Source organism: Streptosporangium sp. NPDC048886 (assembly GCF_055586905.1).
On record NZ_JBVJHH010000049.1, the window covers coordinates 51,464 to 68,344 of the forward strand.

Genomic DNA, 16,881 nt, shown 5'->3' on the forward strand with positions numbered 1-16,881 from the left:
AGCGAGGTCGCTGGTGGTGGTCATCGTTCTCCGGTCTCGTCGATCTCGTCACGACCCGGCCCGTGGCCGAGCCGATGGTGGATGAGGGGCGGCGTATGAGGGGGCGAGGGCCCGGTCGAGCTGGCCTGGCAGGCCGACACCCAGGAGCGGCGTGACTACGCCCCTACCAGCGCGGGCACCGCCCTGCCCACCGCCCTGGCCTTCACCCGCACCCACCCGTCACGGATGCCGGACGTGGCTGACCGGGTCCGCCTGTGGCACTCGACAGACATGCAGACTGACGCCCGCCAGCGGCACGCCCTCACCGCCCTACTGGCCGCAGGCGCCCCCGTCTACGAAGACCCCGCCCTCTCCAGTCGGCGGCTCTCTCGACCGCGGCCTTCACCACGCGGCTCGATGTCGTACTCATTCATGCGGAGACTGTGCACGGGCGGTCGACTATCAGTCTTGGACAAATGTTCCCGGGGAGTCGAAGGCCGACCGTCCGCCACCATCGTCTGGATCGGGGTTGCCGTGCGTTAGCGGTCATCGGGGAGCCCCGATTGGCGGCCATGACAACCCTGGCGGACGGCCATGGGTGGCTCTGTCTCACTCTGCGGGGTCGGGCTGTCGGTGGTGACGCTCAGTTGCGCGCTCGGCGTCGCGAAATGCGTATTCGCGACCTGGCATTCGAAGCTCGGACGAAGCGAGACCCGTCGCTGGGGCGACACGTTGCGGAATGCAGCGGCAGGGCGCCTCGGGGTCGGCCGCCGCTGCGCGAGGGGTGTCGATCGGGATCGGTGGGTGCTACCGGAGTTGGCCGCGGCGGCGGGTCAGGTAGGCGGTCTCGGCGGTGTTGCCCGCCAGCTCGATGGCTTTGTCGTAGGCCGCGCGCGACTGCTGACTGTGGCCCAGCCGGCGCAGCAGGTCGGCGCGGGTGGCGTGGTAGGCGTGATAGCCGGCCAGCTTGTCCTCGAGACGGTCGATGGCTGCCAGTGCCACCTGCGGGCCGTCGAGTTCGGCGGCCGCGATGGCCCGGTTGAGGGCGATGATCGGTGAGGGGTCGAGGCGGACGAGTTGGTCGTAGAGGGCGAGGACCTGCGACCAGTCGGTGTCACGGACGTCGCGGGCGGAGGTGTGCACGGCGTTGATCGCGGCGAGGATCTGGTAGCGGCCTGGAGCCACCCCGGCGGCGGCCGCGGCGAGGCGCTCGCGCACCAGGTGGTGACCTTCGGCGATCAGCGCCGTGTCCCAGGCCCCACGGTCCTGCTCGTCGAGGGCGACCAGTTCGCCGCTGGCCGAGACCCGGGCGGTGCGGCGGGCCTCGGTGAGGAGCATCAGCGCCAGCAGCCCGGCCACCTCGCCGTCGTCGGGCAGGAGGGCACGGATCAGGCGGGTGAGCCGGATCGCCTCGGCGGTCAGGTCGTGACGCACCGGGTCGGTGCCGGGGCCGGTCGCCAGGTAGCCCTCGTTGAACACCAGATACAGCACGGCGAGTACGCCGGTGATGCGTGCCGGGAGATCCTCGGCGGGCGGCACCCGATACGGGATGCGAGCCGCCTTGATCTTGGCCTTCGCGCGGGTGATCCGCCGCTCCAAGGCGGCATCCTGGATCAGGAAGGCACGGGCGATCTCGGGCACGGTCAGACCGCCGACCATGCGCAGCGTCAGCGCCACCCTGGCCTGGATCCCCAGCGCTGGGTGACAGCAGGTGAAGATCAGCCGGAGCCGGTCGTCGTCGATGGCGCCGACAGGCTCGGGCGGGTCGTCGTACACCATCTGAGCCTCCTTGTGCTTGTCGTCGCGCTTGTTCTCGCGCCGGATCCGGTCGATGGCCTTGCGGTTGGCGGTGGTGGTCAGCCAGGCGCCGGGGTTGGGCGGTACGCCGTCGGCCGGCCAGCGCTCGACGGCGGTCGCGAACGCCTCGGCGGCCGCCTCCTCGGCGATGTCGAGGTCACCGAAGCGCCTGGTCACGGCGGCGACCACCCGCGCCCACTCGTCGTGGTGGGCCCGGGTGATCGCCTCCTCGACGTCGCTCACTGGAACGGCCGTACCTCGATCTTCCGATCGCAGACCTTCGACGCCTCGGTGGCGAGCTTGAGCGCCACATCCAGATCGGGGGCCTCCCACACCCAGACGCCGGCGAGGTACTCCTTCGACTCCACGAAAGGCCCGTCGCTGAACACCGCCTGCTCGCCCCGGTTGTCGATGACCGTGGCCGCGTCGGTGTCCGCGAGTCCGCCCGAGAAAACCCAGTAGCCCTCGGCGATCAGTCGTTCGTTGAACGCGCTGATGGCAGGCCGCCTGTCCGTGCTGCCGGGATTGCTCTTGTCATCGATCACGGAAACCAGGTACTGCATCTGAAGATCATCTCCTGCGGTGTCAAGACAGCGTGGTTCGGTGGTAGGGACTTCAAGCCGTTGCATACTGCGGGCGCCCGGCCGGCCGGTAGACCTGGATCGTCACGCCCTTGGAGTCGACGCGCGACTCGACCAGGTCGAGCGCAAGATCCGGGCCCGCGTCCGGGAACAGCCGCGCGCCCTGGCCGACGACCACCGGGACGGTGAGCAGAGTCATCTCGTCGATCAGATCGTTCTCCAGCAGCCACCGGGTCAGGATGCCACTGCCGTGCACCTGCAACTCACCCCCCGGCTTGGCCTTCAGCTTACTGATGGCCGCCGCGAGGTCACCGCGGAGAACGGTCGTGTCCTCCCAACGCGGCGCGGTGAGCGTGGTCGAGGCAACGTACTTGGGGGCCTCGTTCAAGGCCACGCCGATGGGATGTGCGCGCATCTGGTCGATTGATCCCCAGGAGCCGGCGAACAGCTCGTAGGTGCGCCGGCCGAACAGGAACGCCTCTGCGCGCTGGTAGGTCTGCGTGATGAACATCCTGGTCTCGTCGTCGCCCTTCCCCCGGGCCCATCCGCCGCGCTCGAATCCGTTCCTGCGGTCATCCGACGCGGCGCCGTTTCCCTGCATCACTCCATCGATGGTGACCTGAGTCATGGTCGTCAGCTTCATGATCGCGGTTCCTTACCTTGGCGCCGCCCCTTGTGGGCGGCCTCACCCCTGCTACGAACACCACCGCCCCGATCCGACACCGCCTCCCGGATTTCTTCAAAGAACCTTTCGGGACGCCGGTCGTCAGCGATCCGACAGCACGACAGTTTCGCGGTGACTGCGCTCCACTTCCTCAAGCACGCCAGTGCGGACCAGTGGTGGCGGGCGTTGCTGGTGGCCATCCAGAAGGGGCTCTGTCTCACTCTGGGGCGGGCCGTCGGTGGTGACGCTCAGTTGTGAAGGATCATGGTTCGGAGGAGGTCGAGGTTGGCGCGGCCGAACATGATTCTCTTGAGGTGCTTGATCTTGCAGTTTTCGCCCTCGACAGCGCCGGATGAGTAGGGCAGGGACAGTCCGTTGAGGACGGCGGTGTGGTCGCGGCGGAGGCCTTGGGCGAAGGACCGCAGGTGGGGCAGGTCTGTGGTCTCGGTGTCGACGGCGGTGAGCCAGTCGTCGAGGTCGCGTTCGCCGGTGCGGTGGATGAGCATTTTGGCGAAGGTGGTGACGTGCTGGTCGAGGGCGGACAGGGGCTGGCTGCGGTCCAGGATGGCGGCGAGGTGGTCTTTGTCGTCGTCGGTGAGGTGGTCGGGGTCGCTGGTGATCCATCGGCGCACGTCGCGGACGGACGGTGGCTTGAGTGGGAGGTCGGGGCCGTGCAGTCCGGCGCGGAGCGGGACCAGGTAGCGGCGGATGGTTCGGGTGCTGCCGCGGTAGCCCTGATCACGTAGTTCCCGGCACAGCAGCGCGGCGTTGTCGCAGCCGTCTTCGATGACGCGTTTGCGCAGGTAGGGGACGAACCTCTCGAAGAGGCGGTACTGGTTGCCGGGGTCCCCCAGCAGCTCGTCGGCGGTGGCGGCTCGGCGGAACTTCTTGACGGTCTGCTCGGACAGGCCGGTGATCTGGCAGATTTGGGTCTGATTGAAGCCCTGGGCGAGCAGGGCGTGGATCTCGGCGTGACGCTGGCGGGTCCGGTCGGCGACTGACACAGTGCTGGGGCCGGACAGGGGCACCGACGGCAACTTCCGCGCGGCCAGCTCGTCCCGGAACGGGACCAGGTAACGGCGAAGGGTGCGGGCGCTGCCCTGATAGCCGTGTTCACGCAGTTCCTGGAAGAGGAGGGCGGCGTTGGCGCACCGATCATCGAGGATGCGTTTGCGCAGGTAGGGGATGAAGTTGTGCAACTGGGCGGATGCCTCGGCGCTGGGAAGTAGATCTTCGGCGCCGGTGCGGCTGGCCTCCTCAGGAGGCTCGGAGATCTGAGTGTCGGCATTGTTCTGGGCGGCGGCGGTGGTGCCGGTACCCGAGGCCTCCGGCGCGTCCTGGCCGTCCCCGGCGGGGATGGGTTCGCGCAGGTCGGCGCGGTTTGCTCGGATCGTCTTGTCGACCGCTACGCACAGGTTGTTGTAGAGATGCCAGCGGTCGGCGCATTGCCGGGCGTCAGGCGCTCCCAGCCGTGCGCCTTCGGCGAACCCTCCCGCCCGGTCGCGGCACACGACGCCAACCCCGGGGTGGGCGGCCAGCCAGTCGGCCAGAGGTTGGGCCTCACGGCCGTCCAGCACGTCGACCGGACGGTGGGTGTCCAGGTCGATCAGGATGGTGGCATAGCTTTGACCACGGCGTTTGGCGAATTCGTCGACGCCCAGCACTCTTACTGTGCCGACCTCGGGATCGGGCAGGGCACGGATCAGCCGCAGCATCGTGCACCGCGACACCACCGCGCCCAACACCGCCGCTAGGCGCGCTCCGGCCCGCCCGGCCAGTGCCAGGCCGACCCGCTCCAGCACATGGCGCAGGCCCGGAGTCCGCCGCTGCCGCCACTGGGTCACTCCCTCGACCTGCTCGGCGAACGTCACCACGGCGCAGTCGGCGTTCAAGCAGCACAACCGGCGGACCTCCAACTCCACCCGCACCGGCCGACCCGCGCACGACACATCCTCCAGCCTGCGCCGATACCGCTCATGCAGCCGTGACGACGGTGTCCCGCACCCCCGGCAGGCCACCGGCTCCGGCGCGGTCCTGGCCACGACGACCAACCCGGCATCCCCGGCCCTGACCCCGACGAACTCCAGACCGTCCAGATGCGGGAACAACATCCCCAGCAGACGGGCCTGCTCGGACGACACCTCGTGCAGCACAATGACCCCTACGCGGCCGTTCTTCACGTTTGATCTTCGAGTGATCCAAATCGTGACGGAACGGCCGCACCCATGCGCACCGTGTTACAAGACCGCGACCAACACCAACAGCCCCACACCTCACACTCTGTAACCCGACCCCGCAGAGTGAGACAGAGCCCCATGGGTGCAGGCAGACGGCCAGGAGAATCCCGGCGGGTGGACTCGTCTTCTGAAGGGCCGACCTGCGTACCGGATTGGGTGGGACACGGCCACCTATAGCCAGATCGGCGCCTCGCTCGCTGGCCACCAGGGCCGCGTGTTCGGGGTGAGCCGAACGATCTTCTATCGACGGCATGCACGACTGGCGGGAGACCACCTTTGACCAGGGAGGAGTGGTCACAGTATGCGCCCAGCGCACCGTATGAGCCAGGGTGCTGACTAGATGCTTGCGTCGGGGGTCAGAGAGATTTGGAACGGAATCCGGCGTTAACGGGGTTCCCGCTGGTCAGTGAGCCCCTGCCGTTGAGGTCCTCCGGACATGGCCCAGGACTCCCGAAGCTACGGCCAGGGGCGAGGTAGCGCTCCAACTGCAGGTCAATGGGTGTTGGAGCTAATCCTTCCGCGTCGCGGAGGCAGTCGCTTCGTCGTGTTCGCGCAGCATCCGGAGGATGGTGGCTGCCGACGGGTGCTGGCCCTTCTTCTTGCCCTTGGTGATGACGAGTTGGAGGGCGATGTCCCTCAAGCTGAGGTTCTGTTCGCGTAGGTGCAGGGCCATGGAGAGCATGGCCGAATCGGTGACAGCGGCTCCGCCGATGCTCTTGCCTCGGGCGCGGGCGGATTCGTGGCCTTCGAGGGTGCGGTCGCGGATGTACTCGCGTTCCATCCCGGACAGGGCGGCGAGCACGGTGAAGACCACCCCGGACGGGTCGTGCGAGCCTTGCAACTCGCCGTTGAGGAACTCCAAGCCGATGTCGTCGGCTCTGAGTTGCTCGGCGAGGGCGGCCAGGTCGATACCGCGGCCGAGCCGCTTGTGCTCGTGGACGACGAGGGTGACCGCAATGCCCGAGGCACGCATGTCCCGAGCGAGGGTGACGGCCTTGTCGAGTTGGGGACGCTGCTTGGCGCGGGTGGAGATCTTCTCGTGGAAGATTCGGGTGACCCCGGCCGTCTTCAGCGAGTTGAGTTGGGTGTCCAGCGACTGGCGGACGGTGGACGCGCGGGCGTACCCGATCCGCGCGTGCCCGGCCGGCGTAGTGCCGGCCACGGAAGGGCGCGGCAGTTCTATCCAGACGGAGCCTGGCTTGCGGGCGGGCGGGGTCGGTACGTTGAGGGTCTTGGCCAGTGACGGTACGAGTCGGAACCGAGCGGTGTGGTACTGCGCGGCCACCCGTCCCTTGCCGGTCCGGCACGGTGACCCGGCCGGGGCCGCGCAGGAGGACATCGGGCAGTCGTTGGCCTCGACCCGCTGGAAATCGCCGTCGCTCACCCCCAGATCGTTTCATCTGCTGTTGCAAACGTCCAGAGCTATGCACCGACCTATGAAACAAAGGCACGGCGTGAACGTCCAGGTCGCGCGAGCGGGCTCGTCGTGTTTCATAGGCGACCGCTTATGAAACACCGCACCTGACTGCGCCATCGAGAGTGTGGGCATGTCTTGGGCATGGTGCTGGGGGTACGGAGAGATCCGCCCTGGAGTCCAGGGCGGATCTCTCCGTGGCGTCGCTGGGGCTCAGGTGAGTGCCCTGCGTCTAACGGCGGCGAGGCCGGCCGAGACCAGGACGGCGGTGATGCCTGTCATGATCGCGATGGCGGTGGCCGTGAAGGGCTCGCCGGAGATGACCATGGGCAGGTTGGGGTAGGGCACTGCGTACTTGGCGATCCAGTAGTCGATGCCGAGGATCGGGCCGAGCACCTCGCCGAAGAGGTTGACGAACAGGAAGGCCGCCCAGGAGATCGCCGCCGCGGCGCGGGGCAGCAGGCCGAAGGCCAGGACGCCGACCCCGGCCAAGGTCCAGGTGGCGGGCACTTGCACCAGGGCGCCGGCGAGGACCTTGCCGGGCGCTCCGGCCACCAGGCCCATGGTCAGTCCCGCGGTGGCGAGGATCAGGGCGGTTCCGGCCAGGGCGAAGAGCAGGTGGCCTGCGACCCAGCGCACGCGGGAGACCGGGGTGGACAGGAGCAGCTCAGCCCGGCCGGTGATCTCCTCGCTGCGCAGCCGCAGCAGGACCAGCAGCGGGTAGAGGGCCGAGACGTAGCCGAGGCTGAGCGCGATCAGCCACAGGTAGGCGTCGGTCATGGTGGCCTCGGGCGAGGCGGTGTAGCGGCGGAAGAACTCCTCGACCGCAGCGCCCTGCCGGGCGACCTCCTCGATGGAGGTGGCCAGGGCGCCCAGAACCAGCCCGGCGATCGCGTATCCGGCGATCCAGCCACCGAGCAGGCCCTTCTGCAGCCGCCAGGCCAGGCGCAGGGAGCTGCGCAGCCGGTCGGAGGCGGCCGGGCCGGGACGTTCGGGAATCAGGCCGTGGCCCAGGTCGCGCCGGGCGAGCAGCCGGTAGGCCAGGGCGAGGGTCGTGGCGGTGAAGGCGAGGCTGAGCAGCAGCACGGCCACGTTGTTGTCCCCGTACGGCCGTACCAGGTGCGACCAGCCGTGCGGTGAGAGCCACTTGAGCGCGGCCAGGCCGCTGCCGTCGGCGACGAAGCGCAGCACGTAGCTGAGGCCCAGGCCGAGCGCGGCCACGCCGATCGCGGTGCGCGCGGTCTGGGTGAGCTGGGCGGCCACCGCGCCCATGCCGGCGAAGACCAGGCCGGCGGCGGCGATCGCGGCGCCGAAGGCCAGCGACCCGGCCGCGCCGGCGCCGGTCGCGGCCATGGCGGCGGCGGTGAGCAGCCCGGCCAGGACGGCCGAGCCGCAGGCGACGGCGAGCGCGGCGGTCAGCGGCGCCAGGCGGCCGACCACGCCGGCCCCGACCAACTCGGCGCGGCCGGACTCCTCCTCGCCCCGGCTGTGCCGGACGACGGTGAGAATCATGATCAGCCCGAGGATGGTGTAAATGGCGTCGGCGTTCTTCCAGACCGCCATGCCGGCCAGGGTGGCGGAGGGGATCTCCCCGGCGAACGCGGTCAGCGCCTGGTTCGCGGCCATCTCGCGGGCGAAGGCTGCGATGTCGGGAATGCCGGTGGCGTACCGCTGGACCTGCCCGGCCGCGAGCGCGACGAGCAGCACCAGCCAGAGCGGGACGACGAAGCGCTCACGCTTGAGCGCGAGCTTGGTCAGGGTCCAGGTGCCGTTCATCGCTCCGCCTTCGCGCTCTCGTAGTGGCGCAGGAACAGGTCCTCCAGCGAGGGCGGGGTGCAGGTCAGATCGCGTACGCCGACGCGGATGAGCTCGGCCAGCGCCGCGTCCAGCCGGGTGCGGTCCACCTCGAAGGAGATGCGGTTGCCGTCGACCCGCACCGCGTGCAGGTCCGGCATCCGGGTCAGGCCGTTGGGCGGGGAGGCCAGCTCGGCGCTGACCCGGCTGCGGGACAGGCCGCGCAGCTGGGACAGGGGCCCGGCCTCGACCGTGCGGCCGCGCCGGATGATCGTGACGCGGTCACACAAAGCCTCGACCTCCGACAGGATGTGGCTAGACAGCAGGACGGTCCGGCCACGCTGCTTCTCCTCGGCCACGCACTGCTGGAAGATCGCCTCCATCAGCGGGTCCAGGCCGGAGGTGGGCTCGTCCAGGATGAGCAGGTCGGCGTCGGAGGCGAACGCCGCCACCAGGGCGACCTTCTGCCGGTTGCCCTTGGAGTAGGTTTTGGCCTTCTTGCGCGGGTCCAGCTCGAAGCGCTCCAGCAGGTCGGCCCGCCGGGCCCGGTCCAGGCCGCCGCGCAGCCGGCCGACCAGGTCGATCACCTCGCCGCCGGTCAGGCCCGGCCACAGGCTCACGTCGCCCGGCACGTAGGCCAGCCGCCGGTGCAGCTCGGCCGCCTCGCGCCACGGGTCGCCGTCCAGCAGCGTCACCCGGCCGGAGTCGGCTCGCAGCAGGCCCAGCAGGGTTCTGATGGTGGTGGACTTGCCGGCGCCGTTCGGGCCGAGGAAGCCGTGCACCTCCCCGGCTCGCACGGTCAGGTCCAGACCGTCCAGGGCCCGGGCCCGGCCGAAGGACTTGACCAGTCCCTCCACTTCGATGGCCAGTTCCATGGCCGCCACGCTCCTCGTCTTGTTCGTTTTGCTGCTGGTCAAGACGGTAGAAGCGGCGAACATTCGACGGTATCGGGCATGTTCCCCTATTCGAGGTTCAGGCGGGCCAGCTCCGTGCGGGTGGAGACGCCCAGCTTGGGGAAGGCGCGGTAGAGGTGGTGGCCGACGGTCTTGGGGCTAAGGAACAGCCGTGCGGCGATCTCCTTGTTCGTCGCGCCGGTCGCCGCGAGCCGTACCACCTGCAGCTCCTGCGGGGTGAGCTGGGCCGCCGCGTCCGCCGCCGCCGGGGTGGAGCTTTCGCCGGCCGCGCGCAGCTCGGCGCGGGCGTGCTCGGCCCACGGTGCCGCGCCGAGCCGTTCGAAGCGCTCCAGTGCCTCGCGCAGGTGCGTGCGGGCCTCGGCCTTGTGCCGCTCGCGGCGCAGCCATTCGCCGTACAGCAGCTCGGTGCGGGCCCGCTCGAACGGCCGGGCCTCGCCCTGCAGCTCCAAAGCCCGCTCGTACAGGGTGCCGTCGCCGGTCGTCAGCGCGCGGCAGCGCAGCACGAGACCGTCCTCCCAGGGCAGGCGGGCGGCGGCGGCCCACTGCTCCAGCCGGGCCAGCGGCTCGGCAGCGCGTTGCGGGTGGCCGAGCCGCACGGCGGCCTCCACCTGGTCGGCGGCGAAGTGCACGCCGGGGCCCACGTGCTGGATCGGGCCGCGGGTGGCCGTCTCCAGCCGGTCCAGTGCCGCCTCGTAGCGGCCGTAGCCGAGGTCGAGCAGCGCCAGCGCCCACTCGCACCACGCAGCGACCAGCGCGTTGGCGTGCGCGGGGAACTGCCGCAGGCTCTGCTCGGCGGGACGCGTGCCGGGCTCGTCGCCGCGGACGGCGGCCACGTACGCCAGCAGCGCCTCGGCGTGTGCCATGCGGCTGGGCTGGCCGATGTCCGCGGCGATGCGCAGTGCCTCGCTCGCGGACTGGACCGCGTCGCGGTGGCGGCCGAGGTTGATCTCGGCGGTCGCCAGCGTGCACAGCACCATCGGCAGCCAGCCGATGGCGCCGCTCGTGCGGCTCTCCTCGGCCAGGCCGGCCATGATGTCGCGGGTGTCGTCGTAGTCGCCGGTCAGCAGCGCCTGCGAGGCCACGTTGAGCCGCAGCCCCGGCGGCCCGTTCCTGCCCTGCGCGATGTGCTCGCGCAGCAGCGCCACCCCGTCGGCCGCCTCGGCCGCATCGTCGGAGTACAGCTTCAGCGCCCCGCCGATGGACGCGACGAGCCTGTCCCTGACCGTGTCCGGCGGCAGCTCCGCGAGGATGCGGTGGGCCTGTGCCACCCGTACGGGCTCGCCGGCCGACCAGGACGCCCGCGCCGCGTCGGCCAGCATCGACGCGGCAGTGTCCGGATCGAGCGGCGCGACCTGACGGGCCGCCGTGACCAGCACCTCGTGCACCGTACGCAACGAGCCGTGCTCGAACTCCACCCGGGCCCGCACGGTCGCCACGCGCGCCAGCACGCGGGTGTCCTCGGTCAGCCGGAGCGCCTGCCCCGCCAGATGCCGGGCGCGATCGGGCAGGCCCGCGTCCACGGCGATCTCCCCGGCCAGCGCCAGCCGCCGCGCCCGCTCCGCCTCCTCGAAGGTGAGCCGCACGGCCCGTTCCAGCGCCGCCACGGCCGTGGCGTGCCCAGAACGCCGGCGGGCCCGCAGGGCAGCCCCCTCCAGCTCCGCCGCCACCTCCTCATCCGCTCCTGTGGCCGCCGCCGCCCGGTGCCAGGCCGCCCGGTCGGGGTCGCCGGCCAGCGCGTCCGCCAGCGCGGCGTGCGCGGCCAGCCGGTCCGTGAACGGCGCGCCCCGATAGGCGGCCGTACGGATGAGCGGGTGCCGGAAGACGACCGTCTGCTCCTCTACGGCGATCAGCCCCTCGCCCTCGGCCGCCGCCAGCGCGTCCGCCGCCAGCCCGAGAACCGTCATGGCCCGCAGCGTGGCCGCCAGCGCGCCACTCTCCTCCGCCGCCGCGACCAGCAGGGCGTTACGGGCCGGCGCGGGCAGTTTGGCGATGCGTTGCTGGTAGGCGTCCTGCAGCCGGTGCGGCAGCGGGAGGTGCCCGGGCTCGCCGTCGTCGGTCTTGGGCAGTTCGAGCAGGGCCAGCGGGTTGCCGTCGGCCTCGGCCAGCACCCGGTCGCGTATATGGACGGGCAGGTCGGGAGCGTGCTCGGCAAGCAGCGCCCGCGCAGCCGTCGCATCCAGCCGCTTGAGCGCCAGTTCGGGCAGGCCAGGCAGGGCGGCTCCCTCTCGCGCCGCGAACAGCAGGAACACCTTCTCGGCCATCAGCCGGCGGGCGGCGAACGCCAGCGCCTCGGCCGACGGCCGGTCCAGCCACTGGGCGTCGTCCACCAGGCACAACACCGGCCCGTCCGCGGCCAGCTCCGCCAGCAGCGACACCGTGGCAAGGCCGACCAGGAACCGGTTGTCGCCCCCCGGCGCGGCCAGCCCCAGCGCCGCCCGCAACGCCTCCGCCTGAGGACCGGGAAGGCCGGGCAGGTGCCCCATCGCGCCGGACAGCAGCACCTGCAGCGCCGCAAATGGCAGCTCGGCCTCGCTCTCCACGCCCGTGCAGCCGAGCACCTGGAACTCCTGGCCCGAACCCGCCCACCGCAGCAGCGCCGACTTGCCGCCGCCCGGTTCACCCAGGACCACGACGGCGCCGCCCCGGCCAGAGGCGGCCTCCGCCAGGAGCCGGCCGAGTTCCCGCTGCTCCCGCTCCCGCCCATACAACATCAGGCGCTCCTTGCGCTCACAGGCATGGTGATCTCAACGCTGGGCAGCATACGCGTTTGGCGGTGTGCCGCTGATTGGGCAGCGCGTCCAGATCCACCTCCTGCGGCATCTAATGCCGATGGAAGGCGCCGCCGCGGAGCCCGCTGCGCAGGGCGGGCCCGCGATGTCGGCCGTCACCGCCTCGCGCAGCACGTCCTTCAGGCGGACGCCGGCCAGCGGCACCAGTTCGGCCATGGCCGGCAGGTCATCGGCCGGGCCTGCCGGATGCGAACGCCGGCGGCGCCGGACCAGCCGTTGATCAGATTCTGCTCGCTCAACGCCTCGGGCTTCTTGCGTGCCCTCAACCGGCTGCCCTTGCTCACCGCGTCGTCTCTTCAGACGTCTGTCGCCGCAACCCCTGCCAGAAGGTCCCGGGGCCGGTCTTACTCGCCGGGAGCGAGATCCGGCAGGGTGTAGACGGGCAAGTCGATCCCGGTCGCGCTGAACCGTTCGGCCCACATGGCGACGTCTCCGGTGTCGTCATCGCCGGGGTCGGGGTCGGGGTCGGGGTCGCCAGCCACCCGCTGTGCCTCCTCCCCGCCGCTGCGCAGTGCGTCGGCGAAGTCGCGCAGCGCGGCCACGCAGTTGTAGGGGTTGCGGGCGGCCGGGGTGCCCTCGCCCGGCTTGGTGGCCTTGACCGCATCCCACATCGCGTCGGCATACAGCCACAGCGCCTGCCGGGCCCGGTCCACCGGATCGAGCTGCGCCAGCAGCGCCGCGTCCAGCTCAGCCAGATCATCGGCCAGATCGATCACGTTGTCTTGATGGCGGGTGTCCCACTCGCCGCTGTCAGCTACCACGTCGGCGACGCTACGCCTTCCGCATGCTCCTCGTCCCCTGCTCTAACCAGGCGCTATGCCTTCGCGGACACCCCACCTGGAATCGAGGAAGATCACCGGGGCCCGGCGGGGGCATCCCCGTCAATCCTCGTCGTCGGTGTTGTCGGCGTCAGGATCGCGCAAGGCCCGCCGCCCGGCGCCCAACTGCGGACGTTGGAAGGAATAGCGGCCGTGCACGTTGATGTGCCGTCTGATGAAAGGACTGAGCCGGGCCACATCGTCATCCAGCACCGGATAGCCCTGCGCCCGCAGCTGGCGCAAAGCGTCGTCAATGTAGACCGTGTTCCACAGCACCAGGCAGTTCAAAACAATGCCCAGTGCTCCTAATTGGTCCTCCATTCCCTCGTAGTAGCGCTGGAACACCTGGCTTTTGCGGCCATGGAAGACTTTCTGCGCCAGATCGTGACGGCCTTCCTGGAGGTTGCGGATGCTCTTGATACCGCGCCGCATGCCCTCGTCATCGATCAGCGCCAGCACATGCAGACTCTTGAAAATCCGGCCGTAGGTGTTGATCGCCTCGCCCATCGCGGTCGGCCGGCCGTCGCGTTGCAGCATCCGCACCACGTCATACGGGTTGACCGCGCTGGTGTAGATGGAGCCGACCAGACACAGGATGTCCGGCCACCACCGGGTCACCTTGCCCAGATCGAGCCGCCCGCGCGCCAGCGCGTTCAGCGCCCCGTAGTCGGCGTCGGCCTGCACCCGCCACAGCTTCTGGTCCGGCAGATCGGCCAGCGCCGGACGGTATTCCTTGTCCAGCAGATGCGCGAGACCGAATACCAGATCGCTGTACGATCCGGTATCGGTGACAATCACATCGGCCCGGCGGCCCTCGCCCGAGCCGAAGATGACATCCAGCGCGTGCAGGCAATCCCGGTCGGTGCCGGACACGATTTTCGCCGCGATACCGAACGCCTGATCATTTATCATGTTCAGCCAAGTGATTCCGCGCTTGGGCCCGAAATACTTTTTGTTCGGCCGGGCGTACGCCGACGGCACCGGGACCACGAACCGCATGCCGTCGATGGCCGCCACCAGCCCGCCGCCCAGCGCCTGAGCGAACCCGATCCCGGCCTGCTTGGCGATCAGGTGCGGGTTGGCCGCGCCGTAGTTGTCGGCCCGCAGGTAGGTGTGATCGACGTAGCCGAGCCGGTGCCGCTCCAGCGCGGGCACGCCCTTGACCGCGATCGGCCCGTAGGTGATGTTCAGCGCCTGGGCGGTTAGGCACGCCGCCACCGAGATGTCCAGGTCGTCCAGGTGCGGGCCGGTGCCGGCGATCGAGGTGAAGGCCTCCATGAACTTCGGGCACCAGCCCAGCACCTCCACGACCGCCTCGGAGATGTCCACCCGCGGCATCATCGCCTCCACCCGCTTGCGCAGGTCGATCAGCGACGGCGGCTCATCGATCGCCTTCACGCTCGCCACGTGGATCTTGCCGTCATCGTCGATGGTGACGGAGGTGTTGGCGGCCAGCCCGGCCCGCACCACCCGGTAGGCACGATCCAGCCGCTCGGCGTGCTCGGCCAGCAGCCCGGCGGGGTCGTTCGGCAGGCCCAGGTCGGTCAGCACGCTGTCCTTGACCGCCGCCCACGTCGCGCCCTTGAGCAGTTGCGCGTCCGGGTCGCGCCACCGGCTGGAGACGGGCGCGTGGATCTCGCGGTGCTTGAGATGGCGGTGGAACTGCTCCAGCACGCAGAACACGTACGCGTTGCGATCGACCAGATTGTCGGTGCGGGCCGGATGGCCGAATACCAGCCGCTTCCACGGACCCGTCACCACCAGCGGGTCGATCAGCTGCAACGGCAGCACCGTGACCGGATGATGGCGCGAGCGGTAGGCCAACGCGTCCGGCAGGCGCTGCATGGCGGCCAGCACCCGCCGGCCCTCGGCGTTGGCCTCGAACGCGATCACCGCGGTCAGCAGCTTCACGAACCCGGACACGGTGGCGTACTTGTTCGCCATCGCCGCCCGCCAGCCGCCGTCGTCCTCGGCGTCCGGCGGCGGCACCAGCCCGGTCACGGTGGCCACCGCCGAGCGCAGCTGAGCGCGGGGCACGACCGCGTCGATCATCTCCCACACCTCGAACAGCCGCACGTCCTCGCTCCACGTCTCGGCCTCCAGCAGCACCTCCACCGCCTGGGCCAGCCACGCTGAGGCCTTGGCCAGGCGCGGATGCTTGACGACCTTCTGCTTGTCGGCCTCCCGCTGCGCCTTGCCGAGCAGCTCGGTCACCATGAGCAGGTCCAGCAGCTCCAGCGTGTCGTCGATGGTCTTGGTCTCCAGCCGCTGCGCGGTGGCCAGCAGCGTGGCCAGGCGCCGAGAGGCGGGATGCTTCTTCAACTGGGAGGAGTGGGCGGTAAGGCCGTAGCGGGCCAGCTCGTCCAGCCGCCGCTGCGGCACCGCGGCGTCCAGCTCCAGACGGCCCAGCTCGGTGCCGCCGATCTCGGCCACCAGGTCCAGCGACTTGACGATCTGCGGCCCGGACGCCTTCGACGGGCCACTCCGCCAGCGCTCCAGGTCCGAGACCTTCTTGCCCGGCGGCACCTCCAGCAGCAGGTCCAGCGCCGCCCGCTGCTGCGCGCTCGGCAGCGCCGCCAGAGTGTCATGCAGCTCCCGCGTCGCGCGTTCCCGCTCGCGCGCCACCAGCCGGGTCAGCGTGCTGATCCCGGGCAGCAGCACGTCGTTCTGCCGCAGCCAGCGCACCGCGTACTGGAAACAGGCGGTCGGGCCGTCGCCGGTGTTCCACGCGTGCGCCCGCACCTTGCCCGCCAGCTCGGCCTCGGCCGAGGCGAAGTCCTTCAGACCGAACGCCTTGGCGATCTCCCAGGTATGTTCCAGCCGCGTCTTGTCCCGCTCGGTGTAACGCTTCACGCAGGACGGATCCTCGATCCCCAGCTGGCCGGCGACGACGTCCAGGACCTCGTTCGGCACCTCCAGCGGATCGGCCAGGAAACACCCCAGGTAGCGCATGGTCACGAGCTGGAGAGCGAAGCCGCACCGGATGTGCCGGCCGCGATGCGCCTTGATCAGAGCCATGTCCTCGTTGTCGAGAAAGAAGATCTTCTCCATCTCGACCCGGGAGGGCGGACCGTCGTAACGGCCGTACTTCGTCGCTTCTGAGTCGCTCAGGAAGTCGACAGGCATGTACGCAACGTATGACCCAACAGACACAGCGTCATCAGAGCAACATAATCGTTACCAACTGCTACCTACCGTCACACAACGTAGATCAAAGTCGCGCTGTGAAACCGAACGGAATCCGGCGCCGGCCGCGTTCGGAGGCAGGGAAACCCTCGGCTCGCTGGCCAGCGGGAACCCCGTTAACGCCGGATTCCGTTCCAAATCTCTCCGACCCCCGTCCAGGCGCATTCCCTCCCAGAAGGTCGGTGCCGCCGGGAGGGCGGAGCGCTGGTCGGCGGGGCGTTTATCGCAGAGGTGGTCGGTGAGGATGCGTTGGGCGGTGAGGCGGACCTGGCGTTCGCCTTCGGCGTCCGGGCCGGCGCCAGTCGGGGCGGGTGGGGGTGTGGTGCGTCCGCGCGCGGCGGTGCGTAGGGCGTGGTGGCGGCGCCGGGCAGCGCGCAGGGCCTCGGCCCGGTCGGCGGCCGCATCGGGCGTCGGGGGCAGGGCGTACGGCATGCGCAGGTAGGCGCAGACGACGTTGACGATGGTCTGGCGGTGGCCGGGGTTGTCCTGGGCCAGGCGCTCCAGCGCGTACAGGCCGCCCAGTCGGACGGCGGCGCGCGCGTGGCCGAGCTGCTCGACCGCCTTGGTGTACAGGTCGGTCACCCGGCGTTCGGTGGCGTCGTGCTTGGTGTTGTCGGCCACCTGCTCGGCCAGCGCGGCGTTGCGCTCGGCCAGGTAGGCGGTGACGTGCGCGGCGTGCTCCTGGTGCCGCTGCCGGCGGAAGGCCAG

Annotated in this window: 12 protein-coding genes and 1 pseudogene; 1 reads left to right on the forward strand and 12 read right to left on the reverse strand. The window is 70.2% G+C overall.

Going from position 1 to position 16,881, the window contains the following annotated elements; translation table 11 throughout:
- Positions 1-786 precede the first annotated feature (786 nt).
- From ACZ6R6_RS41355 to ACZ6R6_RS41365, 3 genes are read right to left on the reverse strand one after another with little or no spacing between them, the layout of a single operon-like run.
- Complete coding sequence (locus ACZ6R6_RS41355) at positions 787-2,019, reverse strand: RNA polymerase sigma factor (RefSeq protein WP_470102396.1); 1,233 nt, start codon at positions 2,017-2,019, stop codon at positions 787-789.
- Positions 2,016-2,339 carry a YciI family protein gene (locus ACZ6R6_RS41360; protein ID WP_399521425.1) on the reverse strand — a complete coding sequence of 108 codons (324 nt, stop codon included), beginning with the start codon at positions 2,337-2,339 and terminating at the stop codon, positions 2,016-2,018. Before ACZ6R6_RS41360 ends, ACZ6R6_RS41355 begins: the two co-directional genes overlap by 4 nt.
- 52 nt (positions 2,340-2,391) lie before the next feature.
- Positions 2,392-3,000 carry a dihydrofolate reductase family protein gene (locus tag ACZ6R6_RS41365; protein ID WP_470102397.1) on the reverse strand — a complete coding sequence of 203 codons (609 nt, stop codon included), beginning with the start codon at positions 2,998-3,000 and terminating at the stop codon, positions 2,392-2,394.
- 153 nt (positions 3,001-3,153) lie between these two features.
- On the opposite strand from ACZ6R6_RS41365, the gene ACZ6R6_RS41370 reads away from it, so the two are divergent.
- Positions 3,154-3,279 carry a hypothetical protein gene (locus tag ACZ6R6_RS41370; protein WP_470102398.1) on the forward strand — a complete coding sequence of 42 codons (126 nt, stop codon included), beginning with the start codon at positions 3,154-3,156 and terminating at the stop codon, positions 3,277-3,279.
- Here the strand turns inward: ACZ6R6_RS41370 and ACZ6R6_RS41375 are convergent.
- The 9 genes and pseudogenes from ACZ6R6_RS41375 to ACZ6R6_RS41415 all read right to left on the reverse strand — a co-directional run.
- Positions 3,270-5,174, reverse strand: a complete 1,905-nt coding sequence (locus ACZ6R6_RS41375) for an ISL3 family transposase (RefSeq protein WP_470102399.1) — start codon at positions 5,172-5,174, stop codon at positions 3,270-3,272. The two genes, ACZ6R6_RS41370 and ACZ6R6_RS41375, sit on opposite strands and share 10 nt — an antisense overlap.
- A 592-nt stretch (positions 5,175-5,766) precedes the next feature.
- Positions 5,767-6,642 (reverse strand): recombinase family protein, encoded by an 876-nt coding sequence (locus tag ACZ6R6_RS41380; RefSeq protein ID WP_470102400.1) that lies wholly within the window; start codon positions 6,640-6,642, stop codon positions 5,767-5,769.
- Positions 6,643-6,885: 243 nt separating this feature from the next.
- The gene (locus tag ACZ6R6_RS41385) at positions 6,886-8,448 is read right to left on the reverse strand and encodes an ABC transporter permease (protein WP_470102401.1); all 1,563 of its coding nucleotides are present in this window, start codon (positions 8,446-8,448) and stop codon (positions 6,886-6,888) included.
- Entirely contained in the window at positions 8,445-9,341 is an 897-nt protein-coding gene (locus ACZ6R6_RS41390; protein ID WP_470102409.1) for an ABC transporter ATP-binding protein, read from the reverse strand. Before ACZ6R6_RS41390 ends, ACZ6R6_RS41385 begins: the two co-directional genes overlap by 4 nt.
- An 86-nt stretch (positions 9,342-9,427) precedes the next feature.
- Positions 9,428-12,091: a helix-turn-helix transcriptional regulator gene (locus ACZ6R6_RS41395; protein WP_470102402.1), complete on the reverse strand. Its 2,664-nt coding sequence runs from the start codon at positions 12,089-12,091 to the stop codon at positions 9,428-9,430.
- 197 nt (positions 12,092-12,288) lie between these two features.
- Positions 12,289-12,453: a hypothetical protein gene (locus ACZ6R6_RS41400; protein ID WP_470102403.1), complete on the reverse strand. Its 165-nt coding sequence runs from the start codon at positions 12,451-12,453 to the stop codon at positions 12,289-12,291.
- A 60-nt stretch (positions 12,454-12,513) separates the two neighbouring features.
- On the reverse strand, positions 12,514-12,930 hold the full coding sequence (locus ACZ6R6_RS41405; RefSeq protein ID WP_470102404.1) for a hypothetical protein: 417 nt from the start codon (positions 12,928-12,930) through the stop codon (positions 12,514-12,516).
- Between the two features lie 120 nt (positions 12,931-13,050).
- On the reverse strand, positions 13,051-16,113 hold the full coding sequence (locus ACZ6R6_RS41410) for a Tn3 family transposase (protein WP_470102405.1): 3,063 nt from the start codon (positions 16,111-16,113) through the stop codon (positions 13,051-13,053).
- Between the two features lie 51 nt (positions 16,114-16,164).
- Positions 16,165-16,881 (reverse strand): annotated as a pseudogene (locus tag ACZ6R6_RS41415) (hypothetical protein); the annotation flags it as partial.

Excerpts from the sequence above, each read along its gene's own strand:
- ACZ6R6_RS41360 (WP_399521425.1), bottom strand. The coding sequence starts at position 2,339 with ATGCAGTACCTGGTTTCCGTGATCGATGACAAGAGCAATCCCGGCAGC.
- ACZ6R6_RS41365 (WP_470102397.1), bottom strand. The coding sequence starts at position 3,000 with ATGAAGCTGACGACCATGACTCAGGTCACCATCGATGGAGTGATGCAG.
- ACZ6R6_RS41385 (WP_470102401.1), bottom strand. The coding sequence starts at position 8,448 with ATGAACGGCACCTGGACCCTGACCAAGCTCGCGCTCAAGCGTGAGCGC.
- ACZ6R6_RS41390 (WP_470102409.1), bottom strand. The coding sequence starts at position 9,341 with ATGGAACTGGCCATCGAAGTGGAGGGACTGGTCAAGTCCTTCGGCCGG.
- ACZ6R6_RS41395 (WP_470102402.1), bottom strand. The coding sequence starts at position 12,091 with ATGTTGTATGGGCGGGAGCGGGAGCAGCGGGAACTCGGCCGGCTCCTG.
- ACZ6R6_RS41410 (WP_470102405.1), bottom strand. The coding sequence starts at position 16,113 with ATGCCTGTCGACTTCCTGAGCGACTCAGAAGCGACGAAGTACGGCCGT.